Annotated in this window: 28 protein-coding genes; 5 read left to right on the top strand and 23 right to left on the bottom strand. The window is 42.3% G+C overall.

Annotation, left to right across the window (positions count from 1 at the left end):
* Positions 1-58 precede the first annotated feature (58 nt).
* Both ACG3M1_RS00880 and iadA read left to right on the top strand, forming a co-directional pair.
* The gene (locus ACG3M1_RS00880; RefSeq protein ID WP_008818163.1) at positions 59-1,003 is read left to right on the top strand and encodes an AEC family transporter; all 945 of its coding nucleotides are present in this window, start codon (positions 59-61) and stop codon (positions 1,001-1,003) included.
* 11 nt (positions 1,004-1,014) lie between these two features.
* Positions 1,015-2,142, top strand: a complete 1,128-nt coding sequence (iadA, locus tag ACG3M1_RS00875) for a beta-aspartyl-peptidase (protein ID WP_008818162.1) — start codon at positions 1,015-1,017, stop codon at positions 2,140-2,142.
* A 447-nt stretch (positions 2,143-2,589) separates the two neighbouring features.
* On the opposite strand, the gene metK is transcribed toward iadA, so the two are convergent.
* Positions 2,590-3,687 carry a methionine adenosyltransferase gene (gene metK, locus ACG3M1_RS00870; RefSeq protein ID WP_008818161.1) on the bottom strand — a complete coding sequence of 366 codons (1,098 nt, stop codon included), beginning with the start codon at positions 3,685-3,687 and terminating at the stop codon, positions 2,590-2,592.
* A 243-nt stretch (positions 3,688-3,930) separates the two neighbouring features.
* Positions 3,931-4,092, bottom strand: coding sequence for a hypothetical protein (locus tag ACG3M1_RS00865; protein ID WP_009588313.1), 162 nt, complete (start codon positions 4,090-4,092; stop codon positions 3,931-3,933).
* Between the two features lie 518 nt (positions 4,093-4,610).
* On the opposite strand from ACG3M1_RS00865, the gene ACG3M1_RS00860 reads away from it, so the two are divergent.
* Positions 4,611-6,077, top strand: coding sequence for a sodium-dependent transporter (locus ACG3M1_RS00860; RefSeq protein ID WP_008818160.1), 1,467 nt, complete (start codon positions 4,611-4,613; stop codon positions 6,075-6,077).
* Positions 6,078-6,179: 102 nt separating this feature from the next.
* Here ACG3M1_RS00860 and ACG3M1_RS00855 read toward each other — a convergent pair whose 3' ends face one another.
* The 10 genes from ACG3M1_RS00855 to ACG3M1_RS00810 all read right to left on the bottom strand — a co-directional run bounded on the left by ACG3M1_RS00855 (position 6,180) and on the right by ACG3M1_RS00810 (position 14,077).
* Complete coding sequence (locus tag ACG3M1_RS00855; protein ID WP_224721031.1) at positions 6,180-6,935, bottom strand: HAD-IIB family hydrolase; 756 nt, start codon at positions 6,933-6,935, stop codon at positions 6,180-6,182.
* Positions 6,936-7,398: 463 nt separating this feature from the next.
* The gene (dapA, locus tag ACG3M1_RS00850) at positions 7,399-8,286 is read right to left on the bottom strand and encodes a 4-hydroxy-tetrahydrodipicolinate synthase (RefSeq protein WP_009270161.1); all 888 of its coding nucleotides are present in this window, start codon (positions 8,284-8,286) and stop codon (positions 7,399-7,401) included.
* The gene (locus tag ACG3M1_RS00845) at positions 8,279-8,899 is read right to left on the bottom strand and encodes an SIS domain-containing protein (RefSeq protein ID WP_142419551.1); all 621 of its coding nucleotides are present in this window, start codon (positions 8,897-8,899) and stop codon (positions 8,279-8,281) included. Before ACG3M1_RS00845 ends, dapA (ACG3M1_RS00850) begins: the two co-directional genes overlap by 8 nt.
* Before the next feature lie 8 nt (positions 8,900-8,907).
* On the bottom strand, positions 8,908-9,840 hold the full coding sequence (locus ACG3M1_RS00840; protein WP_142419552.1) for a phosphoglycerate dehydrogenase: 933 nt from the start codon (positions 9,838-9,840) through the stop codon (positions 8,908-8,910).
* Positions 9,841-9,856: 16 nt separating this feature from the next.
* Positions 9,857-10,240 carry a PTS glucitol/sorbitol transporter subunit IIA gene (locus tag ACG3M1_RS00835; protein ID WP_009270157.1) on the bottom strand — a complete coding sequence of 128 codons (384 nt, stop codon included), beginning with the start codon at positions 10,238-10,240 and terminating at the stop codon, positions 9,857-9,859.
* 6 nt (positions 10,241-10,246) lie between these two features.
* Positions 10,247-10,630, bottom strand: a complete 384-nt coding sequence (locus ACG3M1_RS00830; protein ID WP_082420149.1) for a PTS sorbose transporter subunit IIB — start codon at positions 10,628-10,630, stop codon at positions 10,247-10,249.
* Between the two features lie 79 nt (positions 10,631-10,709).
* Positions 10,710-11,258 (bottom strand): PTS glucitol/sorbitol transporter subunit IIB, encoded by a 549-nt coding sequence (locus ACG3M1_RS00825; RefSeq protein WP_009270155.1) that lies wholly within the window; start codon positions 11,256-11,258, stop codon positions 10,710-10,712.
* Between the two features lie 20 nt (positions 11,259-11,278).
* Positions 11,279-11,818 carry a PTS glucitol/sorbitol transporter subunit IIC gene (gene srlA, locus ACG3M1_RS00820; protein WP_009270154.1) on the bottom strand — a complete coding sequence of 180 codons (540 nt, stop codon included), beginning with the start codon at positions 11,816-11,818 and terminating at the stop codon, positions 11,279-11,281.
* 13 nt (positions 11,819-11,831) lie between these two features.
* Positions 11,832-12,227, bottom strand: a complete 396-nt coding sequence (locus tag ACG3M1_RS00815; RefSeq protein WP_009270153.1) for a transcriptional regulator GutM — start codon at positions 12,225-12,227, stop codon at positions 11,832-11,834.
* Positions 12,224-14,077 carry a BglG family transcription antiterminator gene (locus ACG3M1_RS00810; protein ID WP_009270152.1) on the bottom strand — a complete coding sequence of 618 codons (1,854 nt, stop codon included), beginning with the start codon at positions 14,075-14,077 and terminating at the stop codon, positions 12,224-12,226. Before ACG3M1_RS00810 ends, ACG3M1_RS00815 begins: the two co-directional genes overlap by 4 nt.
* Before the next feature lie 143 nt (positions 14,078-14,220).
* Between ACG3M1_RS00810 and ACG3M1_RS00805 the strand changes: the two genes are divergently transcribed.
* A complete protein-coding gene (locus ACG3M1_RS00805; protein WP_009270151.1) occupies positions 14,221-15,021 on the top strand; it encodes a ChbG/HpnK family deacetylase in 801 nt (266 codons plus the stop codon).
* A gap of 183 nt (positions 15,022-15,204) precedes the next feature.
* Here the strand turns inward: ACG3M1_RS00805 and dapA (ACG3M1_RS00800) are convergent, their stop codons facing one another.
* From dapA (ACG3M1_RS00800) to ACG3M1_RS00760, 9 genes are all read right to left on the bottom strand, one after another.
* The gene (gene dapA, locus ACG3M1_RS00800) at positions 15,205-16,092 is read right to left on the bottom strand and encodes a 4-hydroxy-tetrahydrodipicolinate synthase (protein ID WP_142419553.1); all 888 of its coding nucleotides are present in this window, start codon (positions 16,090-16,092) and stop codon (positions 15,205-15,207) included.
* A 20-nt stretch (positions 16,093-16,112) separates the two neighbouring features.
* Positions 16,113-16,580, bottom strand: coding sequence for a PTS sugar transporter subunit IIB (locus tag ACG3M1_RS00795; RefSeq protein WP_002606855.1), 468 nt, complete (start codon positions 16,578-16,580; stop codon positions 16,113-16,115).
* The gene (locus tag ACG3M1_RS00790) at positions 16,577-17,662 is read right to left on the bottom strand and encodes a PucR family transcriptional regulator (RefSeq protein WP_002606854.1); all 1,086 of its coding nucleotides are present in this window, start codon (positions 17,660-17,662) and stop codon (positions 16,577-16,579) included. The genes ACG3M1_RS00795 and ACG3M1_RS00790 overlap by 4 nt, the downstream gene beginning before the upstream one ends.
* Positions 17,663-17,825: 163 nt before the next feature.
* Complete coding sequence (locus tag ACG3M1_RS00785) at positions 17,826-18,239, bottom strand: PTS sugar transporter subunit IIA (RefSeq protein WP_002606853.1); 414 nt, start codon at positions 18,237-18,239, stop codon at positions 17,826-17,828.
* Between the two features lie 12 nt (positions 18,240-18,251).
* Positions 18,252-18,854, bottom strand: coding sequence for an SIS domain-containing protein (locus tag ACG3M1_RS00780; protein ID WP_008818152.1), 603 nt, complete (start codon positions 18,852-18,854; stop codon positions 18,252-18,254).
* An 8-nt stretch (positions 18,855-18,862) separates the two neighbouring features.
* The gene (locus ACG3M1_RS00775; RefSeq protein WP_257278966.1) at positions 18,863-19,795 is read right to left on the bottom strand and encodes a phosphoglycerate dehydrogenase; all 933 of its coding nucleotides are present in this window, start codon (positions 19,793-19,795) and stop codon (positions 18,863-18,865) included.
* A 79-nt stretch (positions 19,796-19,874) separates the two neighbouring features.
* Positions 19,875-20,726 (bottom strand): PTS system mannose/fructose/sorbose family transporter subunit IID, encoded by an 852-nt coding sequence (locus tag ACG3M1_RS00770; protein ID WP_002606850.1) that lies wholly within the window; start codon positions 20,724-20,726, stop codon positions 19,875-19,877.
* Positions 20,723-21,469 (bottom strand): PTS mannose/fructose/sorbose/N-acetylgalactosamine transporter subunit IIC, encoded by a 747-nt coding sequence (locus ACG3M1_RS00765; RefSeq protein ID WP_002606849.1) that lies wholly within the window; start codon positions 21,467-21,469, stop codon positions 20,723-20,725. The genes ACG3M1_RS00770 and ACG3M1_RS00765 overlap by 4 nt, the downstream gene beginning before the upstream one ends.
* A gap of 15 nt (positions 21,470-21,484) precedes the next feature.
* Positions 21,485-21,967, bottom strand: coding sequence for a PTS system mannose/fructose/N-acetylgalactosamine-transporter subunit IIB (locus ACG3M1_RS00760; protein WP_008818150.1), 483 nt, complete (start codon positions 21,965-21,967; stop codon positions 21,485-21,487).
* A gap of 350 nt (positions 21,968-22,317) precedes the next feature.
* Here ACG3M1_RS00760 and ACG3M1_RS00755 point away from each other — a divergent pair, with 350 nt between their 5' ends.
* Entirely contained in the window at positions 22,318-22,953 is a 636-nt protein-coding gene (locus tag ACG3M1_RS00755) for a KDPG and KHG aldolase family protein (RefSeq protein ID WP_021421154.1), read from the top strand.
* A gap of 583 nt (positions 22,954-23,536) precedes the next feature.
* Here the strand turns inward: ACG3M1_RS00755 and ACG3M1_RS00750 are convergent.
* Positions 23,537-24,988, bottom strand: a complete 1,452-nt coding sequence (locus tag ACG3M1_RS00750) for a glycoside hydrolase family 1 protein (protein WP_395814689.1) — start codon at positions 24,986-24,988, stop codon at positions 23,537-23,539.
* Between the two features lie 44 nt (positions 24,989-25,032).
* The gene (locus tag ACG3M1_RS00745; protein WP_009589177.1) at positions 25,033-25,749 is read right to left on the bottom strand and encodes a GntR family transcriptional regulator; all 717 of its coding nucleotides are present in this window, start codon (positions 25,747-25,749) and stop codon (positions 25,033-25,035) included.
* Positions 25,750-25,982: the final 233 nt, after the last annotated feature.

Raw genomic sequence — 25,982 nt, 5'->3', positions numbered from 1 at the left:
AAATCTTGCGTTCCTTTTTTTAAATTTCGATGTATAATAGAAAGCTGAGGGATATATAATGGAAAATTTAATATTTTGTCTGAATGCCACGATTCCGGTATTCATAACAATGATTTTTGGTTACTTCTTTAAAAGAATACACCTGTTTGATGCAGCCTTCCTTTCAAAAATGAATAAATTTGTATTTGTTGCAGCATTGCCAGTCCTGCTGTTTGAGGATATCAGCACCACAGACCTTAGAAAAGCGTGGGATACATCCTTTGTCATCTTCTGCTTTCTGGCAACACTGCTGTCCATACTCTTTTCGATTGCTGTATCCTATCGATTAAAGGATCGAAGTATTCAGGGAGAATTTGTACAGGCAAGCTATCGCAGCAGTGCCGCAATTCTGGGCATCGCCTTTATTCAAAATATTTATGGAAATTCAGGAATGGCTCCGCTTATGATTGTTGCGACTGTTCCTTTATATAATATTATCGCTGTCATTGTGCTGTCGCTCATGAAGCCAAAGCGTGGCATATTGCGAAAAGAGCTTATTTTACAAACAGGTAGAGATATACTTTGCAATCCGATTATTCTGGGAATTGGTGCCGGAATGCTATGGTCCCTGCTCCGAATCCCGCAGCCTGTCATACTGCAGAAGTCACTGCATAATCTGGGAGCCCTTGCGACACCGCTCGGTCTGATGGCGATGGGAGGTTCCTTTGAATTTCACGATCTCTATGCCAAACGAAAGCCTGCCCTGATCTGTAGCTTCATGAAGCTGATTCTATTTGTTGCGATTTTTCTACCGATTGCAGTTTCTTTAGGTTTTGTAAATGATAAGCTGGTGGCAATTCTTGTCATGCTTGGTTCTGCCACGACGGTAAGCTGTTATATCATGGCGCGAAATATGGGTCATGAGGGAACGCTGTCCAGCAGTGTTGTCATGATGACGACGCTTGGAAGTGCATTTACATTGACGATGTGGCTGTATATATTAAAAAGCCTGGGAACCCTATAGGAGGAAACGATATGCAACTGATTAAACATGTACATATATTTGCGCCACAGGATCTGGGGATACAGGATATTCTCATTTCAGAAGGACACATTGCCCATATAGCACCTCACATAGAAACGGCTCCCTATATGGAAATCACTGACGGCAGTGGAAAACAACTGACACCGGGACTGATTGACCGTCATGTTCATGTAAGCGGAGGAGGGGGAGAAGGCGGATTTGCGACAAGGACGCCGGAAATCCAGTTATCCGCTCTCATACAGGCAGGTATCACCACGGTGGTTGGTTTACTTGGGACTGACGGTGTGACGCGCAGTGTTGAGGATTTGATTGCCAAGGTCAAGGCTCTTAAAAGTGAAGGTATCTCCGCCTACGCCATGACAGGCTCCTATGCTTATCCGAGTACGACAATTACAGGCTCAGTAAAAAAAGATATCCTGTTTATAGACGAAATCCTTGGTGTCAAGCTTGCATTAAGTGATCATAGAAGCTCACATATATCATTTGAGGAATTTCTCAGACTGGCCAGTGAAGTCAGGACAGCCGGTATGCTCTCAGGAAAGCCGGGTTGTATGACACTGCATATGGGTGATGAAGCTGACGACCTTGCCTATGTCATGAAAGCCGTGAAAAACACAGGACTTCCCTGCACCATGTTTCACCCGACCCATGTCACAAGAAATGAACAGCTGTTTCAAAAAGCCCTGCAGCTTTTATATATGGGTGGTACCATAGATATAACCTGTGAGGAGCATGAGGGATGTGCTTCCTGGATCAAGCAGGCGAACCCAAAGGATTATGGAAGAATCACCGTAAGCTCTGACGGACAGGGGAGCTGGTCAGACTATGATGAATACGGAAACCTTACCGCAATCGGTGTCTCCGATGTTTCTGTCCTCCTGCAAAATGTACAGAAAATGATGCGGAATCAGGATTTTTCAATTACCGAGTGCATATCCTTCTCAACAGCGAATCCGGCCCGTGTATTGGGACTATATCCTGCAAAGGGCTGCATCTCTGTCGGAAGTAATGCTGATCTCTTGTTGTTTGATGATGACTGGCAGCTTAATGATGTAATGGCAAACGGACGCTGGTTCATGAAAAATCAAAAGCTTTTGAAGAAAGGAACCTTTGAGTAAACAGGCTGTTATCACTGTTAGAAAACAAACTGAGATATCCTAACAGGTCACGATCCTACGTTCCTATCACTGCTCACTTGCCAGGATTAAACAGATAAAGATCAGAAGAAATCAATATGTATTCCTATAGCTTTTTAAACATCATCTTACAAGCTTTTTATGAAACTGAATATAACAAAATTAGAAATATATACCTAATAACAGCCCATTAGAATAGCATCTTCATACAATCCCCATCCCTTTGTATACCCAGCATATGGCTTGCTTAGCATTCAGGTGTTTCTTATGGAAAACGCCGACAACATACAAAAAGCGTTGTGGCAAGTTCTATATACTAAGAAAAGGTATCCGCAAGGACAAAACGGTATGCTACCCACCGTATGTCTTACGATACCTTTTTTATATACAATTATTCCTTTGAAGCTCTTCTAAGGAAACTGTCAGCTTTTAATACTTCAAATCCTTTATCTTCTCCCAGCTGAATTCTTCTCTGCCGAAATGTCCATAGCAGGATGTTGCCTTGTAAATCGGACGGCAAAGCTTGAGTTCCTCAATGATATCCTTTACCTCAAAGCTGAAATTGCTGCGTATGATATCAAGAATCTCCTCATCACTTTTGTTTCCTGTTCCAAAGCTATCTACCATAATGGATACCGGCTTCACCTTACCGATAGCATATGCAACCTGTACCTCACATTTACTTGCCAGCTGATGTGCCACAATATTCTTTGCGACATAACGGCAGTAATATGCTGCACTGCGATCAACCTTGGATGGATCTTTACTGGAGAAGCAGCCACCGCCGATTCTTCCCATACCGCCATAGCTGTCCACAACGATTTTTCTTCCTGTTGTACCGCTGTCACCAAAGGAACCTCCCATGACAAAGCTTCCGCTTGGGTTGATCAGATAAATGGTATCCTCATCCAGCAGCTCATCCGGAATGACAGGCGTTATGACATCCTTCATAACGATATCGGCAATCTGCTGCTGTGATGCCTCTGCCACATGCTGTGTGGAAACGACAATCGTATCAATCCTCTTGATTTTATCATTTTCATATTCAACACTTACCTGTGTCTTGCCGTCCGGCAGCAGCAATGCATTTCCACGGCGGACATCGCTCAGACGTTTTGCCAGCTTATGTGCATATTCAATAGCGGCAGGCATGTAATTGTCTGTATCATCGCATGCATATCCGAACATAATTCCCTGATCTCCCGCACCGATCTCGCCATCATCCTGTACAACTGCGTGGTTGATTTCCGAAGACTGCTCGCGTACCTTCACAAGCACCTCATACTCCTCCGTATACCCGATTTCCCGAATAACCTCTTTTGCGATTTCCTCATACTCCAGCTTTGCCTTGGTATTAGCCTCACCGTAAATAAGTACGAAATCATCCTTAATCGTTGCCTCCACAGCCATTTTGCTGGCAGGGTCCTGACGCAGAGCCTCATCCAGAATACTGTCCGCAATGCGGTCACAAATTTTATCCGGATGTCCCTCAGTAATACTTTCTGATGTAAAAATGTAATTTTTCATTTCTCAAATCTCCTTTGCTTCTTATTAGAAAAATGCCTTCCCTAGCGTGAGAGAAGGCAAATCGTTATGTGATTGTTTCTCTTATCGCTGTTAGCAGTACCACCTTATATGATGCGTCATACAGGTTGGCGTGGGATCAAGCGAGCTAACTCTCTACCCCAACTCTTGATAAAAAGGCATCTATATTAAACCATAATATAAAACGCATTGCAATAGTAAAAAGAGATTCCGCATTGGAAATCTCTACATAAGATTGATGGAATAAATCTGTATGATTTTTTTATATACTTCCTGAAGACCAATTTGCCGGATCCAGTTATCCAGTTCAAATATATTCTCAGGTTCATTCTGTATATCCATGATATCAACAATTATACGATAAATTTCGTTATCTGTTACAGTCATGCCCACCCTCCCATTGAATATTGAGCAACTCCCCATGATAGCTCTCCTATATCATAACACAAAATTGATAATTACACCAATTTTTCGTTAATTTGATATGAAAAATTGTTACCTTACCAACAAGATAGCTAAAAAACCGAAGCAATATAGTAAAAAAATGATAATTACTTATATAAAAAGGAAAGACCTCTGTGGGAAAGGCAGAGATCTTCGTGAAAGAGAAAGGGCAACAGCTATTATGAAAAAGCTATTTATCAGGATGAGGAAACAAAACTGTCGCCGTTTAAGCAAACAGACATATCTTTGTCTGTACCTGTATCTTACACCTTTTATGTGAATACCTCGTGAAGCTGTCATGAAGGGTGTGTAAAGCTTTAAGCATGAGGCCCCTGCGGCTAGTATGAAAACAGAAATTCTCATGTATGGATTTGTGTAAGTATATGAAAATCCTTTCATTTTTACATTGACTTTCCCAATCTCAGCTTATAAAATGTACAGGAAAGGTGTGTAGAAAGTATATGAAATCAAGAGAAAAGCTATCATCCAGACTGGGATTTATTCTGATATCCGCTGGATGTGCAGTCGGTCTTGGCAATGTATGGCGGTTTCCATATATTACAGGCCAATATGGAGGAGCAGCCTTTGTACTGCTCTATCTGGTTTTCCTGATACTGCTGGGATTACCGATTATGGTGATGGAATTCTCCGTGGGACGTGCCTCCCAGCGCTCCGCAGCGAAGTCCTTCGATTTGCTGGAGCCGGAAGGAACCAAGTGGCATCTTATAAAGTATGTCTGTATGGGAGGCAACTATCTGCTGATGATGTTTTATACAACAGTCGGTGGATGGATGATCAATTACTGTTTGAAAATGGCAAGTGGTACCTTTGAGGGTCTGCGAACAGAGCAGGTGGGTGAAGCTTTCTCCAATATGCTTGCCAGTCCGGGACAAAATCTGTTCTGGATGATTGCAATTACGGTTATCGGCTTCTTTATTTGCAGCAGAGGTCTTCAAAACGGTGTGGAAAAGATGTCCAAATATATGATGTCCTGTCTGTTTATCGTCATGCTCGTGCTTGTGATTCGGGCAGTTACCCTGCCAAACGCTGTTGAAGGCTTAAAATTCTATCTGATTCCGGATTTTCAGAAAATGATGGCAAACGGCTTATGGGACGCCATATTCGCAGCCATGGGACAGGCGTTTTTCACTCTGAGTCTTGGAATCGGTGCTCTGGCAATCTTTGGAAGCTATATCGGAAAAGACCGCTCTTTGCTGGGTGAGAGTCTTAATGTCTGCATTCTGGATACCTGTGTGGCCTTTATAGCAGGTCTGATTATATTTCCTTCCTGCTTCTCCTTCAACGTTGCAGCAGACAGCGGTCCCGGTCTGGTGTTTGTTACACTGCCGAATGTATTTAATGCCATGTCTGGTGGAAGGTTATGGGGCTTTCTGTTCTTCCTGTTCATGTCTTTTGCAGCTGTCACGACCATTATTGCGGTATTTGAAAATATTGTTGCCTTCGCAATGGACAGCGGCTGGTCCAGGAAAAAAGCTGTTCGTGTAAACTTTATCCTGATTCTGCTTTTATCACTTCCCTGTGCATTCGGCTTCAATCTTCTTTCCTTTATAGAGCCGCTTGGGGATGGAAGTACCATACAGGATCTGGAGGATTTCATTGTATCCAATAATATGCTGCCGCTTGGATCCCTCATGTATCTGCTGTTTTGTACCTTCCGCTATGGTTGGGGTTGGAAAAACTTCACGGATGAGGCAAACAGCGGTGTAGGCTTTCAATTCCCTATGTGGGCAAGATTTTATGTTTCCTACATACTGCCTGTTGTTGTGATCTATATTTTCTTTCAGGGCTATATTGAGAAATTCGCAAAGCCGTGGAATATATTGATTCCATCGGTACTGCTTCTTCTGATGATTTATGTTCCTTTGCAGGCATGGAGAAAGAAAAGAGCTAATAATAAGAATACATAAGCCTGCTCACAGAAGCAACATGAGTAAGATATGAAAGGAGGTTCCTTAAAATTTAAAGGAACCTTTTTTACGGTTATTAAACGATTACCACCAGGAACGGATTTAATTTTCCTTCCTTAGCATATAGGATTGAATCGCTTCACCTACAGAATCCACCAGGTGATCGGCTGCTTCTTTTACCTTCTTAGGAGAAGCATGAAAAGTAAAGGATACATCTGCATCCTGCAGCATGGGAATATCATTGTAGGAATCTCCAATGCCATAGCAGCTGTCCAGATTCATAAGCTTTTTCAGCTTCAAGAGCGCCTTTCCCTTGGAACAGCCGTAAGGTACCACATCAACGAAATTCTGATTCTGGAATGCGGCACAGGTGTCCGGAAATTGCTTTTCAAGAGAACTGCATAACTGTTCTGCGGCTGCCTCGTCTGTCATGCGAAAGGATAATCCGTGTATTTGCTGCCCCTTTATTTCTTCTATATCGTGAATGACTGGAATATCTGTAAATGCTCTTGCTTTCTTATATGCATAGATGTTCCCGCCAGCCTGAATAGCGGTGCTTTCCACATCTTTCGTAAGCATACTGAGCCGCTTTGCAGTTTCAGGTAAAAGACAGCTTTCAAACAATATCCTTTGATTTCTGTCCAGTATCATTGCTCCGCTGCTTACGATATAAAAATCAGGATGCAGTCGCTTAGAAAGAAATGCTGTAATACCCCATAAAGGACGCCCGGTACAAAGACCGAACAGACAGCCCTGCTTCTGCAGCTGCCCGATTCCTGCTATATCCCCTTCACGATAGCTTTCTGCTGCATCATGCAGATACAGCGTTCCATCAAAATCACTCGCCAATGCCTTCATAATCTCACAACCCTTCATCTGCTTCATTGTAAGAGGAAAGTGTTTAACTGTCAACAAAGAAATAGGTTACTCTTCGCTCATACTGATAGAAGATAAACAGGGGTCTTATAAAAAGAAGAAAGCTGCTATATCTTAAGGTTCTTTCTCGATTGTGAGTAAATATAAAACAGAGAGACTTCAACACTATTGTATTTATCAATAGAAGCTGAAGTCTCCCTTTTGCAAACAACCTAAAGAATGAAAGAAGCTGTTTTAAATATCATAGCTGAAATCGTGTATGCATAGCTGCGATAGTAAACAAAGCTCCCTTTCTTTACAAAAAAATGATGAATATCAGCATTCCTTCTGTATTTCATATGCCTACAGCAAAAGGAATTCAATATCTATGGATGAACACCAATAGTTTGAATTCCTCTTTTCTTAAACCTTATTTAAGCATATCCCAAAAGGATACAGGTCTTTTTTATAATAAATGATAATGCTGCAGCATCTCTTTGATTTTTTCATCATCCTGTACACTGCATTCCAGTACCGGCTTTCTTGCCGGTCCGATTTCCGCAATCCCTGCCAGCTCTGCCGCACGCTTCATGACAACTGGTACCGTTCCCAGCTTCAATACGCCGCGCAGTACATCAATGTCCTTCTGCATTTCCTCTGCTTTTTCTGTTTCTCCATTTCGCAGTGCCCTGTCCAGCTCCACCAGCACCTCCGTTATCACATTGGAGGTTCCTGCCACGGCACCGCTTGCCCCCAAAGCATAGCCATAGCTGATTTTGGAATCCGAACCGATCAGCAGATCGAAATCATCCCGCTTCGCAAGCTCTGCGTATGCCTTCAGATTTTCTTCCTTACCACTGCTGTCTTTGATACCTCGAATGTTTTCTACCTCTGCCAGACATCCCACAACCTCTGCGCTTAAGTTACAGCCTGTTGCCTTTGGGATGTTGTAGAGAATGATGGGAATACTTACACTTTCCGCAACCGCTGTGAAATGCTGTACCAGCTCTTCCTCTGTCGGTGTCAGAAAATACGGTGTGATGACACTCAGTGCATCCGCACCCAGCTCCTCCATTTTCTTTGACAGACGGATGGTTTCCTTTGTGCTGCATGCCCCTGTCCCTACATAGACCGGCACACGGTGGTCAACCATCCCGATCACCTTTTCGGCAAATTCTATTTTTTCCGCTTCATCGATCACATGAAACTCTCCGTTGCTTCCAAGGATGAAGATTCCCTTAACGCCCTTTGCGATCAAATGATCGATCAGCTGCTTTGTCGCTTCATAGTTGATACTCTGTTCCTCATCACGATGAAATGGGGTTACGATTGGTGTTATGATTCCGTCAAACATGACTACTCTCCTTCTCATTCCTGCATAATATACTCTTACCAAGACTTCCGCCCGGATGCCATTTCACATACTGGTTTAAATCCAGCTTCTTCGCTTCCTGCAAGACTACGCTCAGACATTGCAGGATGAGGATCTCCGACAGGATGGAGGCACGCGGCGGCTTGTTCAGCGCATCCCCTTCTTCATCCACATGCGCTACCAGACATACCTCCGACTGCTTTGCCAGCGTCGATTGCGGATTTCCCGTACAGCTGATGATGTGTGCTCCGTTTGCTATAAGTGTCTGTACGGTTGCCTCCAGTTCCATTGTTTCTCCGCTGTTGGATATGGCAATCACCACATCTCCTTTTTTTACCTGACCGCTGGATCCGTGAACGGCCTCTGTTCCATGCAGCTCATAGGTACTCGTTCCTGTGGAAGACAGCAGGGATGCGATATAGCCTGCCACATGCCCCGGCTTTCCGATTCCCGTGACATGGATCCGTCCTCCCTGCTTTTCACTTTCCATTATGATATGGGCTGCTCGTTCAATGCTTTCCATATCCATATCTTCTATATTTTTCCCTAGTTCCGATGCAATATTGCTCAGATATTCTTTTACACATTCTATCATATATTCACCTAGTTCCCTATCAGCTGTTCCAGTATGATGTCCGTAGACATTGCACAGGTTCGCTGTTCACTTTCCATGCTTCTTGCGGCTGTGTGCGGCGTTAACAGGAAATTATCCAGTGTAAGCAGCTTATCATCTTCCCTTGGAGGTTCGCTGCTGTACACATCAAAGCATGCACTTCGTATCTCTTTCTTCTTCAATGCTTCATATAAAGCTTCCTCATCCACGATACCGCCGCGTGCTGCATTCAGCAGGCAGGCATCCTTCTTCATTTTTTTGAATTCCTCTGTGGAAATCATATTCCGTGTGGACTCCAGAAGCGGTACGTGTAAAGAGATATAATCACAGTCTGTAAGGATATCCTCCAGTGTGGAAATCTGTGCATGGTACTGCCTTGCGGTTTCCTCTGCGATTGCAAAGGCATCATAGGCATATACCTCCATGCCACAGCCGTAAGCATACTCGGCAAGATACTTGCCGATCATTCCAAAGCCGATGATTCCCAGCTTCTTTCCATAGATCTCTCTGCCTGTCGGTTTATTCCAGCCATGCTGCTTCACATCCCTTACACTCGTATACAGATTCTTTGCTTCCATAAACATCATGGACAGTACATGCTCGGCAACGGAGCGGGAATTGCTTCCCACACAGCGTCCGACATGGATATTACGCTCTTTTGCATAATCCAGATCGATATTATCCGTTCCGACACCGAACTTGCAGACCGCCTTCAGATTCGGACAGCCCTCCATCATTTCTCTGTCCATTTTATCCACACCGACGATAATGGCATCGGCATCCTTCGCCAGTGCTTTAAACTCCTCATGTGTATATGCCTTACCCGTGGCATTGTAATGTACCTCCAGACCCTTGGACTTCATTCGCTCCACCTGATCCAGACCGTAATTCGCAAACCCTCTCGGGGTTATCACTACTTTCATACCCCTTCTCCTCACTTTATGATTTATCCTGCATGCTGGCTGATTTTACAGCGATTATGGAATCCTTATGCAATTCATGTGTCAAAGGCTCTTTCAAATAAATACTACCTCCAAGGATTTCGCTTTCATCATACTGAAAATGCAAGGTAATATGACCAAGATTTTTGAAATTCTCATTAGCCACACTTCCTACTTCTTCAATCGTATATACATATCCGTCAATCAATAGTAAATCTCCCGACTGTATTTCTTCATAAAGCTCATGTGAATTTAAAATAAAGCAGTATTGACGGAGATCTTCCGGTGCCATATCTCCAAAGAAAAGTATCATATTTTCTTTTACAAAGCCTATAGCATCGGAACCAACTTCCTTCACCCTCGTATTTACTTTGAAATCCATAGGCACTTACTCCTCCAATAGCTGTATCTGATGATCTTTTGTAACTCCAGATACATATATTTCCGGAGTGATGAATTTAGCAAACGGCCCTGCTTTTCCTGTATTTCTAGTATTCACAGTTGGAATGCCTTTTTGCGGATAAACACCACAGCGCACAACACCTCCACAGTCTACGATTGCCACAGCTATCTCCTCATCCGGAACCTTCGTCTTAAATCCATTAACAGGAATCAAGCCTGTCAGTTCAACAATGCGCTTTAATATAGCCGGTTCATTTCCTCCAGTTATATACATCACTTTATTTTTTTTATCTGTAGGCTTAATCACTAACGGGCCGCCATAACCACCACTGCCCTTTGTAATTATAATCTGGTTCATCATTTCCTCCATTCTCTTGCTGTACGCAAGCATACATATTATTAACTGCTCATTTTACAAAGCTTTATTTCTCTTATACGCTACAATCCTTCTAATACAAACCGATGGAAAGTAAATATCCTATAAGCACTCCCAGTGGACCGGTTACTACCCTTGCCATTAAAATAGACGGCACACCAATCTCAATCGTCTCAGGATCAGCATCAGCAAGACTCAAAGCAACCGGAAGAAAGTCCGCTGCGACCTGTGAGTTGATGGCAAACAGCGCAGGCAGAGAGAGCTGTGGTGAAATATTACCACTTCCGATTTCGGTACCGATAAGTACACCTACAACCTGTGCGATTACAGCTCCCGGTCCTAAGATAGGTGATAAAAACGGCATACTGCAAATAAACGATAATACGAACAAGCCCGGAAGTGTACCGGCAAGCGGTGTCAGAAAATGCGCTATGATATCTCCTATCCCTGAAGTAGAAATAATACCTACCAATGCTGATACAAAAATCATGAAGGGAAGCACTGTATGCAGAATCATATCGACAGTATCTCTTCCTGCTTGAAATAATACAGCAGTTACATTACCAAAGCCGTTACCAAACTTCGTTGCTATATTTGAAACCATATCTATAAATTTATTCATACACTCATTCAACCGCCTTTCTATTCCCCGTTATGCAACGCTTTCCGTTTTCTGTTCAACATCATTTTATATACCTTTTCTGTAATAATACCCCTGCATAAGCCCAACAGAATTCCAGCCAGCAAATAGCGTACAGCTAATTCCGTAGTCCCTAAGCCAAGCTTGGTAATACCCTGTGCCACACCGAGAAATACAAACAATTCAGCCGGGTTTGTGTGTGGAAATAATCCTGTAAACGGATGTCCCATACCTGTCAGAGAATCACAATATGCCGGTTTATATTTCTCATCCAATAGTTTTCCCATAGCAAAGTTGGTGGGTGAGCCCATTGTAAAGGTAAATACAATAGGCAGTAAAGAATAACGTATGAGCACACTCTTTCCTGCATATTTAGAAATCTTTGCAACCCGTTCCTCACCAATCAGAGCCATCAATGCGTTTAATACTGTGATAATAACCGCAAGCAGTGGTAATATCCCAGTGATATTTCCAACCAGCGTTTCCGCTCCGGCTTTAAATAACCCTATAAAGCCTTCCGCAAATTCAACAATTACATCCATAAATTCATCTCCTTTAACAATAATTCATAATATTCTCAGCAGCATTCTGCAGAGCACGAAACCCCTTTTCCCCTACTTTTCCTTTAAGGTAATTCTTATGATGTTCAAGTTCTGCGATATCCACCTCCTCTTCCAGATTCACGCGCCTCATCCTAGCTGTTACAAGCAAACCGTCCAGCATATAGAATTCCTGTATCATGTTTCTATGATCTGTCACTAGAATCACAACAGGATTACAGCCAATTTTTTTCTTACGATTCATTCCAATGAAATATTCTCCCTTATATTTATCCGTTAATTCCAGATATTGCTTTGTTATATGCTTCATTTGCAGATATGACAGATAGAACTGCAGTAAATACGCAGCCACAAATAGTCCTGCTATCACCATTACATCCCGTGAACTCATAGATTACCTTCTTTCTCCAATTTCTCAATGACTGTTCTCAAATCGCTTCTTTGTTGTGAGGCTTCTGAAAACTGATTGATAATATCAAAAATATAGTCATAAATCTGAACGATTAGAAATTCCTTTCCATCGCGTACATTCTCCGGTATTCCAATTAAACAAATCAGCTGATACTGCTGCTTTTTCTTTGCGGAAAGATATAGCGTCATACTTAATAGATATTTATTCTGACCCTTTAGAATTGCATGCGGCATATAAGCTGATACATAGCTGAATTTTTTTTCATCCAATGTAAGTATGACATCTTTGAATTCCTTGTTGATAAGCTCCTGCTTGTAAAGATTTGCAAGTATATCAACGATATTCTGATTATATGCATGTATTCGATCATTCACTTCGATAATATTTTTATGATAGACAATATCACTGTTCGCAAGCAAGGTTCTCTGTTCTCCCTGATTAACAATATGTGCAATGTATTCTGAATCAAAAATATTAGATAAAAGTATAATCGGTATTCTGCTGTCTATGTATATAGGGTTAAGCGTGAAGATTGCATTTATTTCTTCCGGATTGAGTTCACTGATTTGCGACTCTTCTATTTCAATGAATTCACAGCCTTCATAAAACATGAGTCGAATGCGGTCCTCCACTAATTTTGAAATGGATCTCCCAGTGGAGCGTACAACACCGAATTTTTTAGAAGCATTGTACTTCTTCTGTATCGCCATTTGGAAATACAATGCCAGATATGCGATTTCCTGTGCGTTGATATGTACCTGAAGCTTTTGTTCAAGCACATCGCATGCACTTTTTGAAATTTGATATGCAAATGGATAATTCGCTTCTATTTTCTCATCCATGGATACAGACGGCGGCATATGAAACAGGATGCGATTGATCATATAGGAGAGATGACTTTTAATTTCCTCATCTATGAAAACCTTATCCAGATAAAATTGATATTCCGTATAAATCCTATCCAGCATATTTTCCAGCATTTGATCCACTTCACTTTTTTCATTACGCGGTCTTTTTGTCGAACCAAGATAAAGAGGAAAGCACAGAAATTCAAAATCATAATCATTGATTTCAACCAATGCAGAAATACCGGCTTTTAATTCAACAAGTAGTGGATCCTCCTGATAGGAGCTGTGAAAATATGCTGTGGATTGCAGGATATGCTGATTGAAACCGCATCGTATTATCGTTATCTGAATCACTCTTTCGAATATTTCCTTTGTGTGCTGATCTATCATGAAATGATTGGCTATTTCTTCGATTAAATACAGAATTCTATTATGTAAACACACAGGATGAACCTGACTGTCCCTATACAGCTGAAAGAAATGATTTAATATAAACAGCCTGATATTAGTTTCATTCCCATTGATTGTAATTCCCTTTTTTGTAATTCCTTTAATTGATAGCTGGTATGCGCTGATACTATGTTTTACAACGCTCATATCTTTGATCAAGGTACTTCTGCTGATAAATAAATCCTCAGCAAGTCGTTCAAGACTGACATACCCTTTCCCTTTATCCTTATATCGTATCAGTCTGTTAACAATCTGATTATAGCGCTCCTCTTTTATGTTTCTGTCCAGTATATTGTCTTTCTTATCCATAAGTGCAAAAAGCTTTTCCTTATCCTTAATTTCAGCTTTCACCACTTCTTTCTTTTTTTCAATACGAAGAATCCCGCGCATATTATATTGTAAATCGTGTAGTGCTGCATCCAGTTCTTCTTTATTACAGCCTGTTTGATTCAGCAGCTGAAAATAACTGCACTTGTTCTGATTCGATAATAGAAATTTTAATATCATATACTGGTTTCTAGTTATGACCATTCTGCAACACCGCCTTTCTTTGTGTCTTCATTATAGCCCGGTTACTCAGGCTTAATAGGTTCTACTTTTCATCAAAATTCATGTAAAAAGATATACTAATACCAATCAGCTTTTCTTTTATAATTCCTATAGGAGGTATGCGTATGAAAATAATTATAAATGCAGATGATCTGGGACTTACGAAAGAGTCCAATTATGGTATTCTAAAAGCTTTTGAACGGGGATATGTCACACAGACAACACTAATCGTTAATTCAAGAGGGAGCAGAGAGGGTGCGGCTATTGCACATAATTATGGTTTTCAAGACAAGACGGGACTTCATCTGAATTTGAGCGAGGGATTCCCTTTAACGGATGATATTAAGCAATATTCAAAATATGTAAAAAATGGTGAATTCTGTTATATACCTGAATTCATGAGGAAAGAGTCTTATACAAAATCCCCCCTTTATACATACAGAGATTCTGTCTCATCACCCGCATTTAAAAAGGAAGTCTTTGCATTACGAAAGGAACTGGAAGCGCAGATTCAAAGGTTCATAGCTTTTGGATTTACCTGCCGGCATATAGATTCACATTGTAATCAGCTTGTTGATTTCCCTGTCTGGCTGGCTGTCAGACCACTTTTACTCCGATATGGATTTACATCGATTCGCGGCATATATCATAGTTTTCTAAGTGACGACATATATAATCATATTTACGCTACCTGGCTGCAATCTGAATTACAGTCAACAGGTCTAAAGCATCTTTCTTATATTTCAAGTATCCCTAAATATTTGAAATATAAGCAGCGATTATCAGGTGAATCAATCATTGAGCTGTATGTACACCCTGTTCTTTTCGATGATGTTCTCATAGACAATTTTACAGGTGGTATCTCCTTAGATGATAATATTTCACAGCTTTCCACTTATGATCCATATACATATTTTCAATTATAAGTGTATATGAATCAATCTGATTGTAGATAATGCCTTTTTAAATTACAACTTGTAAATATTTCCAAATACACTTCAAACAAATCCTAAAAAAGGAATTCAATATCTATGGATGAACACCAATAGTTTGAATTCCTCTTTTCTTAAACCTTATTTAAGCATATCCCAAAAGGATACAGGTCTTTTTTATAATAAATGGTAATGCTGCAGCATCTCTTTGATTTTCTCATCATCCTGTGCACTGCATTCCAGTACCGGCTTTCTTGCCGGTCCGATTTCCGCAATCCCTGCCAGCTCTGCCGCACGCTTCATGACAACCGGTACCGTTCCCAGCTTCAATACGCCGCGCAGTACATCAATGTCCTTCTGCAGTGCCTCTGCTTTTTCTGTTTCTCCCTTACGCAGTGCCCTGTCCAGCTCCACCAGCACCTCCGTTATCACATTGGAGGTTCCTGCCACGGCACCGCTTGCCCCCAAAGCATAGCCATAGCTGATTTTGGAATCCGAACCGATCAGCAGATCAAAATCATCCCGCTTCGCAAGCTCTGCGTATGCCTTCAGATTTTCTTCCTTTCCACTGCTGTCCTTGATACCGCGAATGTTTTCTACCTCTGCCAGACGTCCCACAACCTCGGCGCTTAAGTTACAGCCTGTTGCCTTTGGGATGTTGTAGAGAATGATGGGAATACTTACACTTTCCGCAACCGCTGTGAAATGCTGTACCAGCTCTTCCTCTGTCGGTGTCAGAAAATACGGTGTGATGACACTCAGTGCATCCGCACCCAGCTCCTCCATCTTCTTTGACAGACGGATGGTTTCCTTTGTGCTGCATGCCCCTGTCCCTACATAGACCGGCACACGGTGGTCAACCATCCCGATCACCTTTTCGGCAAATTCTATTTTTTCCGCTTCATCGATCACATGAAACTCTCCATTGCTTCCAAGGATGAAGATTCCCTTAACGCCCTTTGCGATCAAATGATCGATCAGCTGCTTTGTCGCTTCATAGTTGATACTCTGTTCCTCATCACGATGAAACGGTGTTACGATTGGTGTTATAATACCGTCAAACATAAATATTTGTCCTCTTTTCTTTATTTTTTAAAGATCGAGTAATCCTTATTGTCAAAGGGCGCCGTCTGAAAGAACATACGGATTCCCTGACTCTGGATATAACGGATCTTTTCAATATCTTCTTCACTGAAATAATCCGAGAGGCTTTTGATCATCATACGGCTTGCCGGATACGGCATTTGAATTTCCTTCGTACGGAAACCCGCTTTCACTGCATCACAGGCAACACTTAAATTAGGAAAAATAACCATTGCCTTAATATTGCGTCCTTCATTGATATATTCAAGAAATTGTTCTATGGAGAAAATTTTAACCTTCATGGTCTTGGGAAGACAAAGCTGCATTACATCAGCAATAAATGGATCATTCACATAATCCGGATCAACAATCAGTACATTGTCTGCATCGATAAACTGATTCCAGTTCAAAGCAACTGTCGCATGCAGTAATCGTTTGTCTATCCGTGCAAGTTTGATTTTTGTACTCATGCTTCATCACCTACTTGAACTCGTTTCTGATATTCTCTCAATGCATAGGATATCAGCATTAAGAGAACCTTTCCCTGAAAACTTCCCCGGACATCTATCTGAAAAACTTCCTCATATTTCTTAAGCTTATATATCAATGTATTTTTATGCAGAAACAGATCGTCTGCGGCTTGTGTCAGATTAAAATCATTCACAAACAGTTTATCGCAGATGTCCACCATTTCCTCAATATCGACACCTTTTCCGCATTCCCTATAATAATCAAACACATCCCTGATATCATCCACCGCTACCTTTGACAGAAAATAGTCATAGAGATAATCGGAGAAAAATACCGGAACATCCTTCTCGTATGTTACATGGTTCTTCAGCCATAGACAATTCTGATAGCTGATTGCATACTGCCGCAGCTTTTTCTGAATGGAACCGACAAAATAATAACAGTCTGTCATCTCCCATTCCCGCAGACTGCGGATATAGTCACGTATAAACGGCTTGAAATCTGTCGATGACTGGCAGGTTTCCGGCAAATCCTTGAAGATCAGCAGACATTTGCTATTCAACAGAGAATAGATGATTTCCTTACTGTCCGGCTTCATTTTCAATCGCATGACATCCTTTGTATTGAATCCTTCATTATGAACCACATAAATCGCCACCCTTGGTTTATTTTTATCTATTTCCAGTTCATCCAGAAGGCTTAACACATGATTCATATCAAAGTTTTCCGTATTCAGTATATACTTCACCAGCTCGTCATCCTTAGTGACCTTCTGGTTTAAGGTTTTCTGATTGATTTCATACATCAACCGTACGGTAAGGGATTCATTCAAAAGCTTACTGATCATCGGCAGATTTTCATCATTGCCACTCACCCACAGGAAGCCGAAATCCTGTCCCTTTACACGTACTTCAAAAAATGCATTGTGCTTATCCGGACGGTTTACATCAATCTGCCGTCCGATTTCCGCTTTATTACTGCATAATGTCACTGTCATATTATCATTCACAAGCCCAATCGTATAGCGATTGTTTTCCTGAACGACATTTATAAACTCCTCAAAAACTTCACCTATCAGCATATGATCTCTCCTTTCGCAAGAGTTGAACTCTCATGAAGTCTGACATCTTCCCTGTATGCCAATAGTACCACACGGTAAACCAGAATAATATATCCCCTTCTGCATGATAGTGCTTTCATGGAAATTATAATTCATATGACAGGGTTTGTCCAGACAGCTTTGTTCAGGATTCCAGCTGTGTATTCGTATGAACACAGCTGGTTTGCAGAGTTTCCATCGTTTCCCTCAGCAGTGCTTCCTCATCCAGATCCGCTTCATCCATATTGGAAAGTTTCAGATACAGATCGATCAGCATTGGAAGGTTCAGTCCGGTAAGCACGGGGTAGTGATACTTTCTGCTCATGACGGTAAATACATTGCATGGAGTTCCGCCATACAGATCCACAAGGACAATGGTAAAGCCTTCCTTGGTGCACATGGTTTCGTCCGCAAGCTTCATGTAGTCCTCAAAGGAATATTCCGGAAGCAGAGAACAGCATTGTACATTTTCCAATGCTCCTGCAATCATTCTCGCAGAGTTTACAAGCTCCTCTCCGAATCTTCCATGTGTTCCGATTACAATATTAAATTTTTCCATAGCTCCTCCTGTTTATTTTTGTAGCTCTTTGATACTTTTACCAAGACTTCCGCCCGGATGCCATTTCACATACTGGTTTAAATCCAGCTTCTTTGCTTCCTGCAAGACTACGCTCAGACATTGCAGGATGAGGATCTCCGACAGGATGGAGGCACGCGGCGGCTTGTTCAGCGCATCCCCTTCTTCATCCACATGCGCTACCAGACATACCTCCGACTGCTTTGCCAGCGTCGATTGCGGATTTCCCGTACAGCTGATGATGTGTGCTCCGTTTGCTATAAGTGTCTGTACGGTTGCCTCCAGCTCCATCGTTTCTCCGCTGTTGGATATGGCAATCACCACATCTCCTTTTTTCACCTGACCGCTGGATCCGTGAACGGCCTCTGTTCCATGCAGCTCATAGGCACTCGTTCCTGTGGAAGACAGCAGGGATGCGATATAGCCTGCCACATGCCCCGGCTTTCCGATTCCCGTGACATGGATCCGTCCTCCCTGCTTTTCACTTTCCATTATGATATGGGCTGCTCGTTCAATGCTTTCCATATCCATATCTTCTATATTTTTCCCTAGTTCCGATGCAATATTGCTCAGATATTCTTTTACACATTCTATCATATATTCACCTAGTTCCCTATCAGCTGTTCCAGTATGATGTCCGTAGACATTGCACAGGTTCGCTGTTCACTTTCCATGCTTCTTGCGGCTGTGTGCGGCGTTAACAGGAAATTATCCAGTGTAAGCAGCTTATCATCTTCCCTTGGAGGTTCGCTGCTGTACACATCAAAGCATGCACTTCGTATCTCTTTCTTCTTCAATGCTTCATATAAGGCTTCCTCATTCACGATACCGCCGCGTGCTGCATTCAGCAGGCAGGCATCCTTCTTCATTTTTTTGAATTCCTCTGTGGAAATCATATTCCGTGTGGACTCCAGAAGCGGTACGTGTAAAGAGATATAATCACAGTCTGTAAGGATATCCTCCAGTGTGGAAATCTGTGCATGGTACTGCCTTGCGGTTTCCTCTGCGATTGCAAAGGCATCATAGGCATATACCTCCATGCCACAGCCGTAAGCATACTCGGCAAGATACTTGCCGATCATTCCAAAGCCGATGATTCCCAGCTTCTTTCCATAGATCTCTCTGCCTGTCGGTTTATTCCAGCCATGCTGCTTCACATCCCTTACACTCGTATACAGATTCTTTGCTTCCATAAACATCATGGACAGTACATGCTCGGCAACGGAGCGGGAATTGCTTCCCACACAGCGTCCGACATGGATATTACGCTCTTTTGCATAATCCAGATCGATATTATCCGTTCCGACACCGAATTTGCAGACCGCCTTCAGATTCGGACAGCCCTCCATCATTTCTCTGTCCATTTTATCCACACCGACGATAATGGCATCGGCATCCTTCGCCAGTGCTTTAAACTCCTCATGTGTATATGCCTTACCCGTGGCATTGTAATGTACATCCAGACCCTTGGACTTCATTCGCTCCACCTGATCCAGACCGTAATTCGCAAACCCTCTCGGGGTTATCAGTACCTTCATATAAGCTCCTTCCTTTTCTTATCCTCCATATGCCTGTAAAGAAAACAAATCCATGTTCTTCCATGGATTTGTTCACATCTTATATAATATGGAAGAAGGTCAATACGATTGCAATAATCATTGTATAAATCATCAGACGGATATACTTCGGTCCGCGTTTCGTGATATACAGATACATTCCCATAACAACGATGAACGGCAGCATATTCGGCAGGATTCCGTCAATGATTTCCTGCAGCTTCACCGTTGATGTATCACTGGCGAATTCCACAATGGTCTGCACCTTTATATAAGAGGCTGACAGACATCCGATCATGAACAGACCAACGATGCTTGCGATGTCAATAACCTTTTTGATTGCTCCGGAGTGCAGGATTTCCAATACGGAATTTTTACCCAGAGAATATCCCTTGTTGAATAGGAACCAGGACCAGCCAAAGCTCCATGCGATATAGATTAAGCCAGGAATAAAGGCGGCGATTACAGAGCCCTCCAGTGCCATCGGAACAAAGATTGCCAATGGAATTGTCGCAACAATCCCCTGATCCACACTGTCACCGATACCGGCAAGTGGTCCCATCAGACCAAGCTTTAAGGATTGAATAACCTCCGGAGAAATATCATCATGGCCAAGCGCACGCTGTTCCTCCAGTGAAATCGTAATACCGTGAATGATACTTCCCCAGTCACAGTTTGTATTGAACATGGATGTATGACGACGCATTGCTGCCTGCAGCTCTTCCGGGTCATCCTTGTACAGCTTACGCAATACCTTGTTCATGGAATATCCGAAGGCAAGTGCCTGCATACGGTCAAAGCTTACCGGAACCTCGACTGCAAGTGTCCATTTCCACCATGCCTTTAACAGGTCTTTTTTTGTTACGATTGTTTTCTTTTCTTCAGCGGCTACACTGTTTACTGCTTCACTCATGCAACTTCCTCCTCATCGTTCTGTTTGAATAGGGATACGATCAGTGCAAGACATAATGCAATGACTGCTCCTGTCAGCATGGAGAAGCCCATGACAGAATACAGGAAGAATCCCAGTACGAAGAATGGCAGATATTTCTTTTTTCCCATAACAACCAGTGTCAGTGCGAAACCTAACCCCGGAAGCATATTGCCTGCGTTGGTGAGTCCGTTCATCGCCCATTCCGGAATTACATTGATGAATGCCTGTACAACGCTGGAGCCGAATAATGTCGCAATGAATACCGGTGTGAAATATAGCACACCATTGGTAAGCCATGGAAGTACAAAGGAGAAGATGGACAGCTTGTCATACTGCTTGTCCTCTACGAATTTATCAGCCTTCGTGTTATAGAAAGAGTTGATGGTACGACGCACATTATTGATTAAAACGCCAAGTACCCCGAATGGAACAGCCAGAGCCACGGCAGCAGCCGGATCCAGATTATTTGCGATAGCGGCAGGGATTGCGATACATGTTGCCAGTCCCTGATCACTTGGTATATTTCCGCCGGCTTCGATACCTCCCATATACATCAGCTGAATGGTTGCACCATACAGCAGACCGGTCTGTACATCCCCATATACAAGACCGATAAATACGCCAAGTACGACCGGCTTACGGAATGCAAACGAGATAAAATAGCTCGCGCGTCCCATGGATAGCCAGTACAGTATACCGACTAAGATTGCTTGAATTACCATATACATGTCCTCCTGTTATAATTTAGCGACAGCTTTTTGAAGTGTTTCTGAAGGATAATCCGGAGTTGTCTGGAAATAAATTTCGATCCCCATCTTTTCCAGTTCAAGCAGAGTATCCGCATCTGCTCTGTCCAGTGTGATTGCGTTGTTGACAGCCTTACGACCCGGCCCTCCGCCAAGACCGCCGATCTGTACCTTTTCCAGCTTCAAGCCTGCCTGTACTGCGGCATTCAGTTCTGCCACACCCTTGAACAGAACCATAACGCGGTTCTTATCGAAGGCACCCTCCTGCTGGCGCTTTACCGCATCCTCTACATTTACAATTGTGATTTTTACACCCTTTGGAGCTGCCATTTTGAATACTTCCTGCATGAAAGCATCCTTGCTCAGGGCAGTGTCGATTGTTACGATTTCATTGATCTGGCACTGTGTCAGCCATCTGGTAATAACCTGACCGTGAATCAGTCTGAAATCTACTCTAGTCAATTCAATACTCATCTTGAATTCCTCCTTACACCTACATTATATTGAAATCGCTTTCAAGTCGCTATGTTCAAACAAACTAAAAAGCCTGTGCCGTTTTTGGTCAAACGCACAAAGTTGAAAAAAAGCATCCGAAAGCCGGAGCATACATGTTTTCTATATATTATATGTGCGTTAGCTGACCTTCAAAAAGTCCTTTATTCATAGGCTTTTTAAGCATAAGCCAACCGGATGTACAATATCTTTTCAGCTGCTATCTCATTTGTTTAAGCGCACATATTTCATCTCTAATTTTGTTCACTCATCCAATTGTAAGCGTTTCTAAAACAACGTAAGATATAGGCAAGGAGGATGTCATTATGAATATGAAAAAAATGAACGTCACAAACCGTATGTATGAGGCAGGTGCACTTGCAATCGTTCGTGCGGAAACACTGGATCGCGCATGTGAAATAGCCGAGGGCTGCATGAAGGGCGGCGTACCTGTCATGGAAATGAGCTATACGTTAAATAACGCCGGAGATATCATACAGGGTCTTTCTGAAAAATATGGAGATGCACTCTGCGTAGGTGCCGGAACAGTTCTGGACGCAGAAACAGCACGACACGCAATCCTGCATGGTGCTGCTTTTATCATTGCCCCGAACTATAATGAAGAGGTCGCAAAAATGTGCAATCGCTACCAGATTCCCTATGCACCGGGATGTACCACCATTACCGAATGTGTTGATGCGCTAAGCAGCGGAGCGGCATTCGTCAAGGCATTTCCTATTTCCGATTTCTATGGTCCAAAGCTTGTAAAGGTTTTTAAAACACCGATTCCGGATATGCCGATTCTGGCAAGCGGGGGAATCAATCTTGACAATCTGACAACATGGCTGGAAAACGGTGTGGATGTCTGCGGGTTCGGAGGACTTCTGACAAAAGGAAGCAGTGAAGATATTGCAGCCAATGCAGCTAAAATTCATGAAATCATTACCAGCTTTCGTTGCAGCAAATAAGGACTGTTAAAGCTTATCTGAAGCTTCTGCATTCTTACAAAAAAGCATGGCGTATCTTATGTACACCATGCTTTTTCGTTCTTTACTCAAACGCTTCTACATTTGATAAATAATTCAAATATCCATTACTCCCCAGTTTCTTTTCCCAAAAATCCATACTTTCGTGTATTCTGATGAGCAGTCGAAATGCCATTGTTACAGATCCTTCACATATCTTATTTTTATCCATAGCTGCGATATCTTCAGCTTTAAGAGTATCCTACAGCTTTGGATTTATGATTGGATTACTACACCGTTCTAAACGTTTTGCCATTTCAATCAAATCCTGGTCAGCAACTGTGCAGAAGTCATAGGTCTTCTGATGCAGAGAACCATAAAGTAGAAGCATCCATATCTCAACAATCGCCGGTATATGGTAACCGTACCTTCCGGGTTCTGCATTTTAATTTGATTTCTGATTATGTCTGCATAGTGTTCCTTTACTTTTCCACTTTCGTATATATCCTCTTATACCTGAAATGGGAAATCATGAGCACTATACTTCTGATTTTCCATATTTATCAATCTGCTCACGTTATACACTTTACAAATTCTGCCCGTTTGTTTTTATCACCTCAGCATACCAGTGAAAAGAGTCCTTTGGATACCTGTTCAAGGCTGCACTGGCATCATCCTCTTCCCGCTCCACATAAATAAATCCGTAGCGCTTCTGATATCCGTTCAGCCAGCTTAACAAATCCGTGCAGGACCATGTACAGTATGCCAGTACCTCGCAGCCATCAGCAACCGCCTTTTTCAATTCCTCGATATGTGCACGAAGATATTCTATACGATAAGGATCGTGTATCGTTTTATCTTCTTCCAGCTTATCAAACGCTCCAAGACCGTTCTCAGATATAATGATAGGTAAATCATAACGTGAGGTTATTGTCCTGCAGCACATACGGATACCCATTGGATCGATTGTCCAATCCCAATCCGTTGTCTTCAAATACGGATTGGCAGGATTTTTATACAATCCGGGTACTCCGCTGATTTTTGCTGTTCCCTTTTCTCCTGTTGTATTCACCTCGTGATTAGCGCCAACACCATGAATATCATTATACTCGGCAACCGCTGTCTGATAGTAATTGACACCCATAAAATCAATCAAAGACGCAGCCTGACGGATATCCCGCATTTCATCCTCTGTAATATCCGGTGCGCAGTCAATAGACCTCAGATATTTCATAGCACTCTTTGGATAACGGCCATAACCATAGATATCCAGCCACCAGTAATTGCGTAAATCATCAAAGTCTTCTTTTGCCATCGCATTTTCCGGACGGCAATCAATCGCATAGCATGGAGAAAACGCAAAGCTTGCGCCCACCATCGCATGAGGAAAACGTTTCTTCAATTCCAAAACACTCCGTGCATGTGCAACATTCGCATGATGATTTACCTGATAGAACAGCTTCAGCTGATCTGTTTTTCCCGGTGGATGAAGTCCTTCCATCCAGCCCATAGAGGTGAAAATATTCTGTTCGTTCATGGTTATCCAGTATTTTACACGATCTCCATACCGTTCAAACAAAGTAACGGCATACGTTACAAAGTCCTCTATAATCTGTGGATTCTCCCAACCATGATATGCCTCTTCCAGCGCCTGCGGCATGTCCCAGTGATAGATGGTAACCATAGGCTCGATTCCATATTTTAAGCATTCATTGATAACATTATCGTAAAAAGTCAAACCTGCTTCATTTACTTTTCCATTTCCCTGGGGATATATTCTTGTCCACGCAATAGAAAACCGATAGGTCTTTAATCCCATTTCAGCCATTCGTGCAATATCTTCTTTATAATGATGATAAAAATCGACTGCGACTGCACCAGTAGTGCCTTTAAAGGTTTTCCCGGGTATCTTCACAAACTCATCCCAGTTTGAAATGCCCTTGCCGTCTTCACGATCCGCGCCTTCAATCTGGTAGGCAGCGGATGCACTGCCCCATAAGAAATCATCTGGAAATCCTGCTGTTTTTTCAAAATACATTGTATCCTCCATTCTCCCGCTGTATGCGAGTATTCAACATTGGTTCAGTTATCATACAGTTCCTTTATTACATTGGTTTCAAAGTGAAAATACTGTGGAAGATGCCGTGCGACGGAATACTCAAATATCTCAGATGTATCCAGATATGCGAGCTCTTCCACCTGACATACAAAATCATTGTCATTCATGTGAAAATATTTCTTTTCCAGTGCCTGCGGACGAACAGCCTGAAATGACAGATGTGCTCCTTGTATATGCTTGTGAAGCTGTTTTTCAATATACGCATAGATAGAGGTTTCCACATCCCTGCGCTGAAGTCCCGGTATGATCTGCAGCGGCATCCATGTATATTCTACAACTCTTGGCTCCTGCTTATACAAGCGAATGCGCTCTATCTCATACACAAACTCTCCGGCTTGTATATTCATTTTATCCGCCAGCTCTGTCGTGCATGCCGCTACTTCAAACTTTTCAACAACAGAGGTAACCTCCTCACGAATCAGATCCCGCCCGATAACAGCTACCCCCTGCATTCTGTCCGGACCTGTTCTGCATTTCTTTACGAAGCTTCCCAGACCTCTTTTTCTTACAATCACACCCTCACTGACAAGACGATCCAGCGCCTTTTTAACCGTTAGCACACTGCATGCATACTGCTTTGCGAATTCCTCTCCGCTTGGCAGCATTTCGTTTGCGCTATAGCTTCCCTTCTGAATCGCATCCTTTATCTCTGTATATACCTGCATATATTTCGGTATCATAGCACACCTCCGATGATTATATTATAACTCAAAACTCTCAATCTGCAACACAAATATATATTTTTATTATAAAACATATATACTTTTAAAACACCTCAAAAAAAACCTCTGTGACAGGACAGAGGCTTTGCGGCAATGACGATGGATAACATATGGATGAATAGGAAATTGTCATTACCCTTCTTTCAGACAAGACTGTCTGTATATACAGCATACACCCTGCGTGTGAACAG

Source organism: Clostridium sp. 10cd* (assembly GCF_044336395.1).
Taxonomy (GTDB): Bacteria; Bacillota_I; Bacilli_A; order Erysipelotrichales; family Erysipelotrichaceae; genus Clostridium_AQ; species Clostridium_AQ innocuum.
Note: the sequence above shows the minus strand (reverse complement) of the source record. Positions and strands in the feature narration are given on the sequence as shown.

Coding starts and splice junctions, on each gene's coding strand:
- ACG3M1_RS00835 (WP_009270157.1), bottom strand. CDS start 10,240: ATGGATTTCAAAGTAAATACGAGGGTGAAGGAAGTTGGTTCCGATGCT.
- ACG3M1_RS00780 (WP_008818152.1), bottom strand. CDS start 18,854: ATGATAGAATGTGTAAAAGAATATCTGAGCAATATTGCATCGGAACTA.
- dapA (WP_142419553.1), bottom strand. CDS start 16,092: ATGTTTGACGGTATTATAACACCAATCGTAACACCGTTTCATCGTGAT.
- ACG3M1_RS00880 (WP_008818163.1), top strand. CDS start 59: ATGGAAAATTTAATATTTTGTCTGAATGCCACGATTCCGGTATTCATA.
- ACG3M1_RS00830 (WP_082420149.1), bottom strand. CDS start 10,630: ATGGAGGAAATGATGAACCAGATTATAATTACAAAGGGCAGTGGTGGT.
- ACG3M1_RS00815 (WP_009270153.1), bottom strand. CDS start 12,227: ATGAGTTCACGGGATGTAATGGTGATAGCAGGACTATTTGTGGCTGCG.
- ACG3M1_RS00785 (WP_002606853.1), bottom strand. CDS start 18,239: ATGGAAAAATTTAATATTGTAATCGGAACACATGGAAGATTCGGAGAG.
- ACG3M1_RS00855 (WP_224721031.1), bottom strand. CDS start 6,935: ATGAAGGCATTGGCGAGTGATTTTGATGGAACGCTGTATCTGCATGAT.
- iadA (WP_008818162.1), top strand. CDS start 1,015: ATGCAACTGATTAAACATGTACATATATTTGCGCCACAGGATCTGGGG.
- ACG3M1_RS00825 (WP_009270155.1), bottom strand. CDS start 11,258: ATGAATAAATTTATAGATATGGTTTCAAATATAGCAACGAAGTTTGGT.
- ACG3M1_RS00775 (WP_257278966.1), bottom strand. CDS start 19,795: ATGAAGGTACTGATAACCCCGAGAGGGTTTGCGAATTACGGTCTGGAT.
- ACG3M1_RS00770 (WP_002606850.1), bottom strand. CDS start 20,726: ATGAGTGAAGCAGTAAACAGTGTAGCCGCTGAAGAAAAGAAAACAATC.
- ACG3M1_RS00805 (WP_009270151.1), top strand. CDS start 14,221: ATGAAAATAATTATAAATGCAGATGATCTGGGACTTACGAAAGAGTCC.
- ACG3M1_RS00845 (WP_142419551.1), bottom strand. CDS start 8,899: ATGATAGAATGTGTAAAAGAATATCTGAGCAATATTGCATCGGAACTA.
- dapA (WP_009270161.1), bottom strand. CDS start 8,286: ATGTTTGACGGAATCATAACACCAATCGTAACCCCATTTCATCGTGAT.
- ACG3M1_RS00745 (WP_009589177.1), bottom strand. CDS start 25,749: ATGATACCGAAATATATGCAGGTATATACAGAGATAAAGGATGCGATT.
- ACG3M1_RS00865 (WP_009588313.1), bottom strand. CDS start 4,092: ATGACTGTAACAGATAACGAAATTTATCGTATAATTGTTGATATCATG.
- ACG3M1_RS00795 (WP_002606855.1), bottom strand. CDS start 16,580: ATGAGTACAAAAATCAAACTTGCACGGATAGACAAACGATTACTGCAT.
- ACG3M1_RS00860 (WP_008818160.1), top strand. CDS start 4,611: ATGAAATCAAGAGAAAAGCTATCATCCAGACTGGGATTTATTCTGATA.
- srlA (WP_009270154.1), bottom strand. CDS start 11,818: ATGGATGTAATTGTTGAATTTGCGGAAGGCTTTATAGGGTTATTTAAA.
- ACG3M1_RS00840 (WP_142419552.1), bottom strand. CDS start 9,840: ATGAAAGTAGTGATAACCCCGAGAGGGTTTGCGAATTACGGTCTGGAT.
- metK (WP_008818161.1), bottom strand. CDS start 3,687: ATGAAAAATTACATTTTTACATCAGAAAGTATTACTGAGGGACATCCG.
- ACG3M1_RS00755 (WP_021421154.1), top strand. CDS start 22,318: ATGAAAAAAATGAACGTCACAAACCGTATGTATGAGGCAGGTGCACTT.
- ACG3M1_RS00760 (WP_008818150.1), bottom strand. CDS start 21,967: ATGAGTATTGAATTGACTAGAGTAGATTTCAGACTGATTCACGGTCAG.
- ACG3M1_RS00765 (WP_002606849.1), bottom strand. CDS start 21,469: ATGGTAATTCAAGCAATCTTAGTCGGTATACTGTACTGGCTATCCATG.
- ACG3M1_RS00750 (WP_395814689.1), bottom strand. CDS start 24,988: ATGTATTTTGAAAAAACAGCAGGATTTCCAGATGATTTCTTATGGGGC.
- ACG3M1_RS00790 (WP_002606854.1), bottom strand. CDS start 17,662: ATGCTGATAGGTGAAGTTTTTGAGGAGTTTATAAATGTCGTTCAGGAA.
- ACG3M1_RS00810 (WP_009270152.1), bottom strand. CDS start 14,077: ATGGTCATAACTAGAAACCAGTATATGATATTAAAATTTCTATTATCG.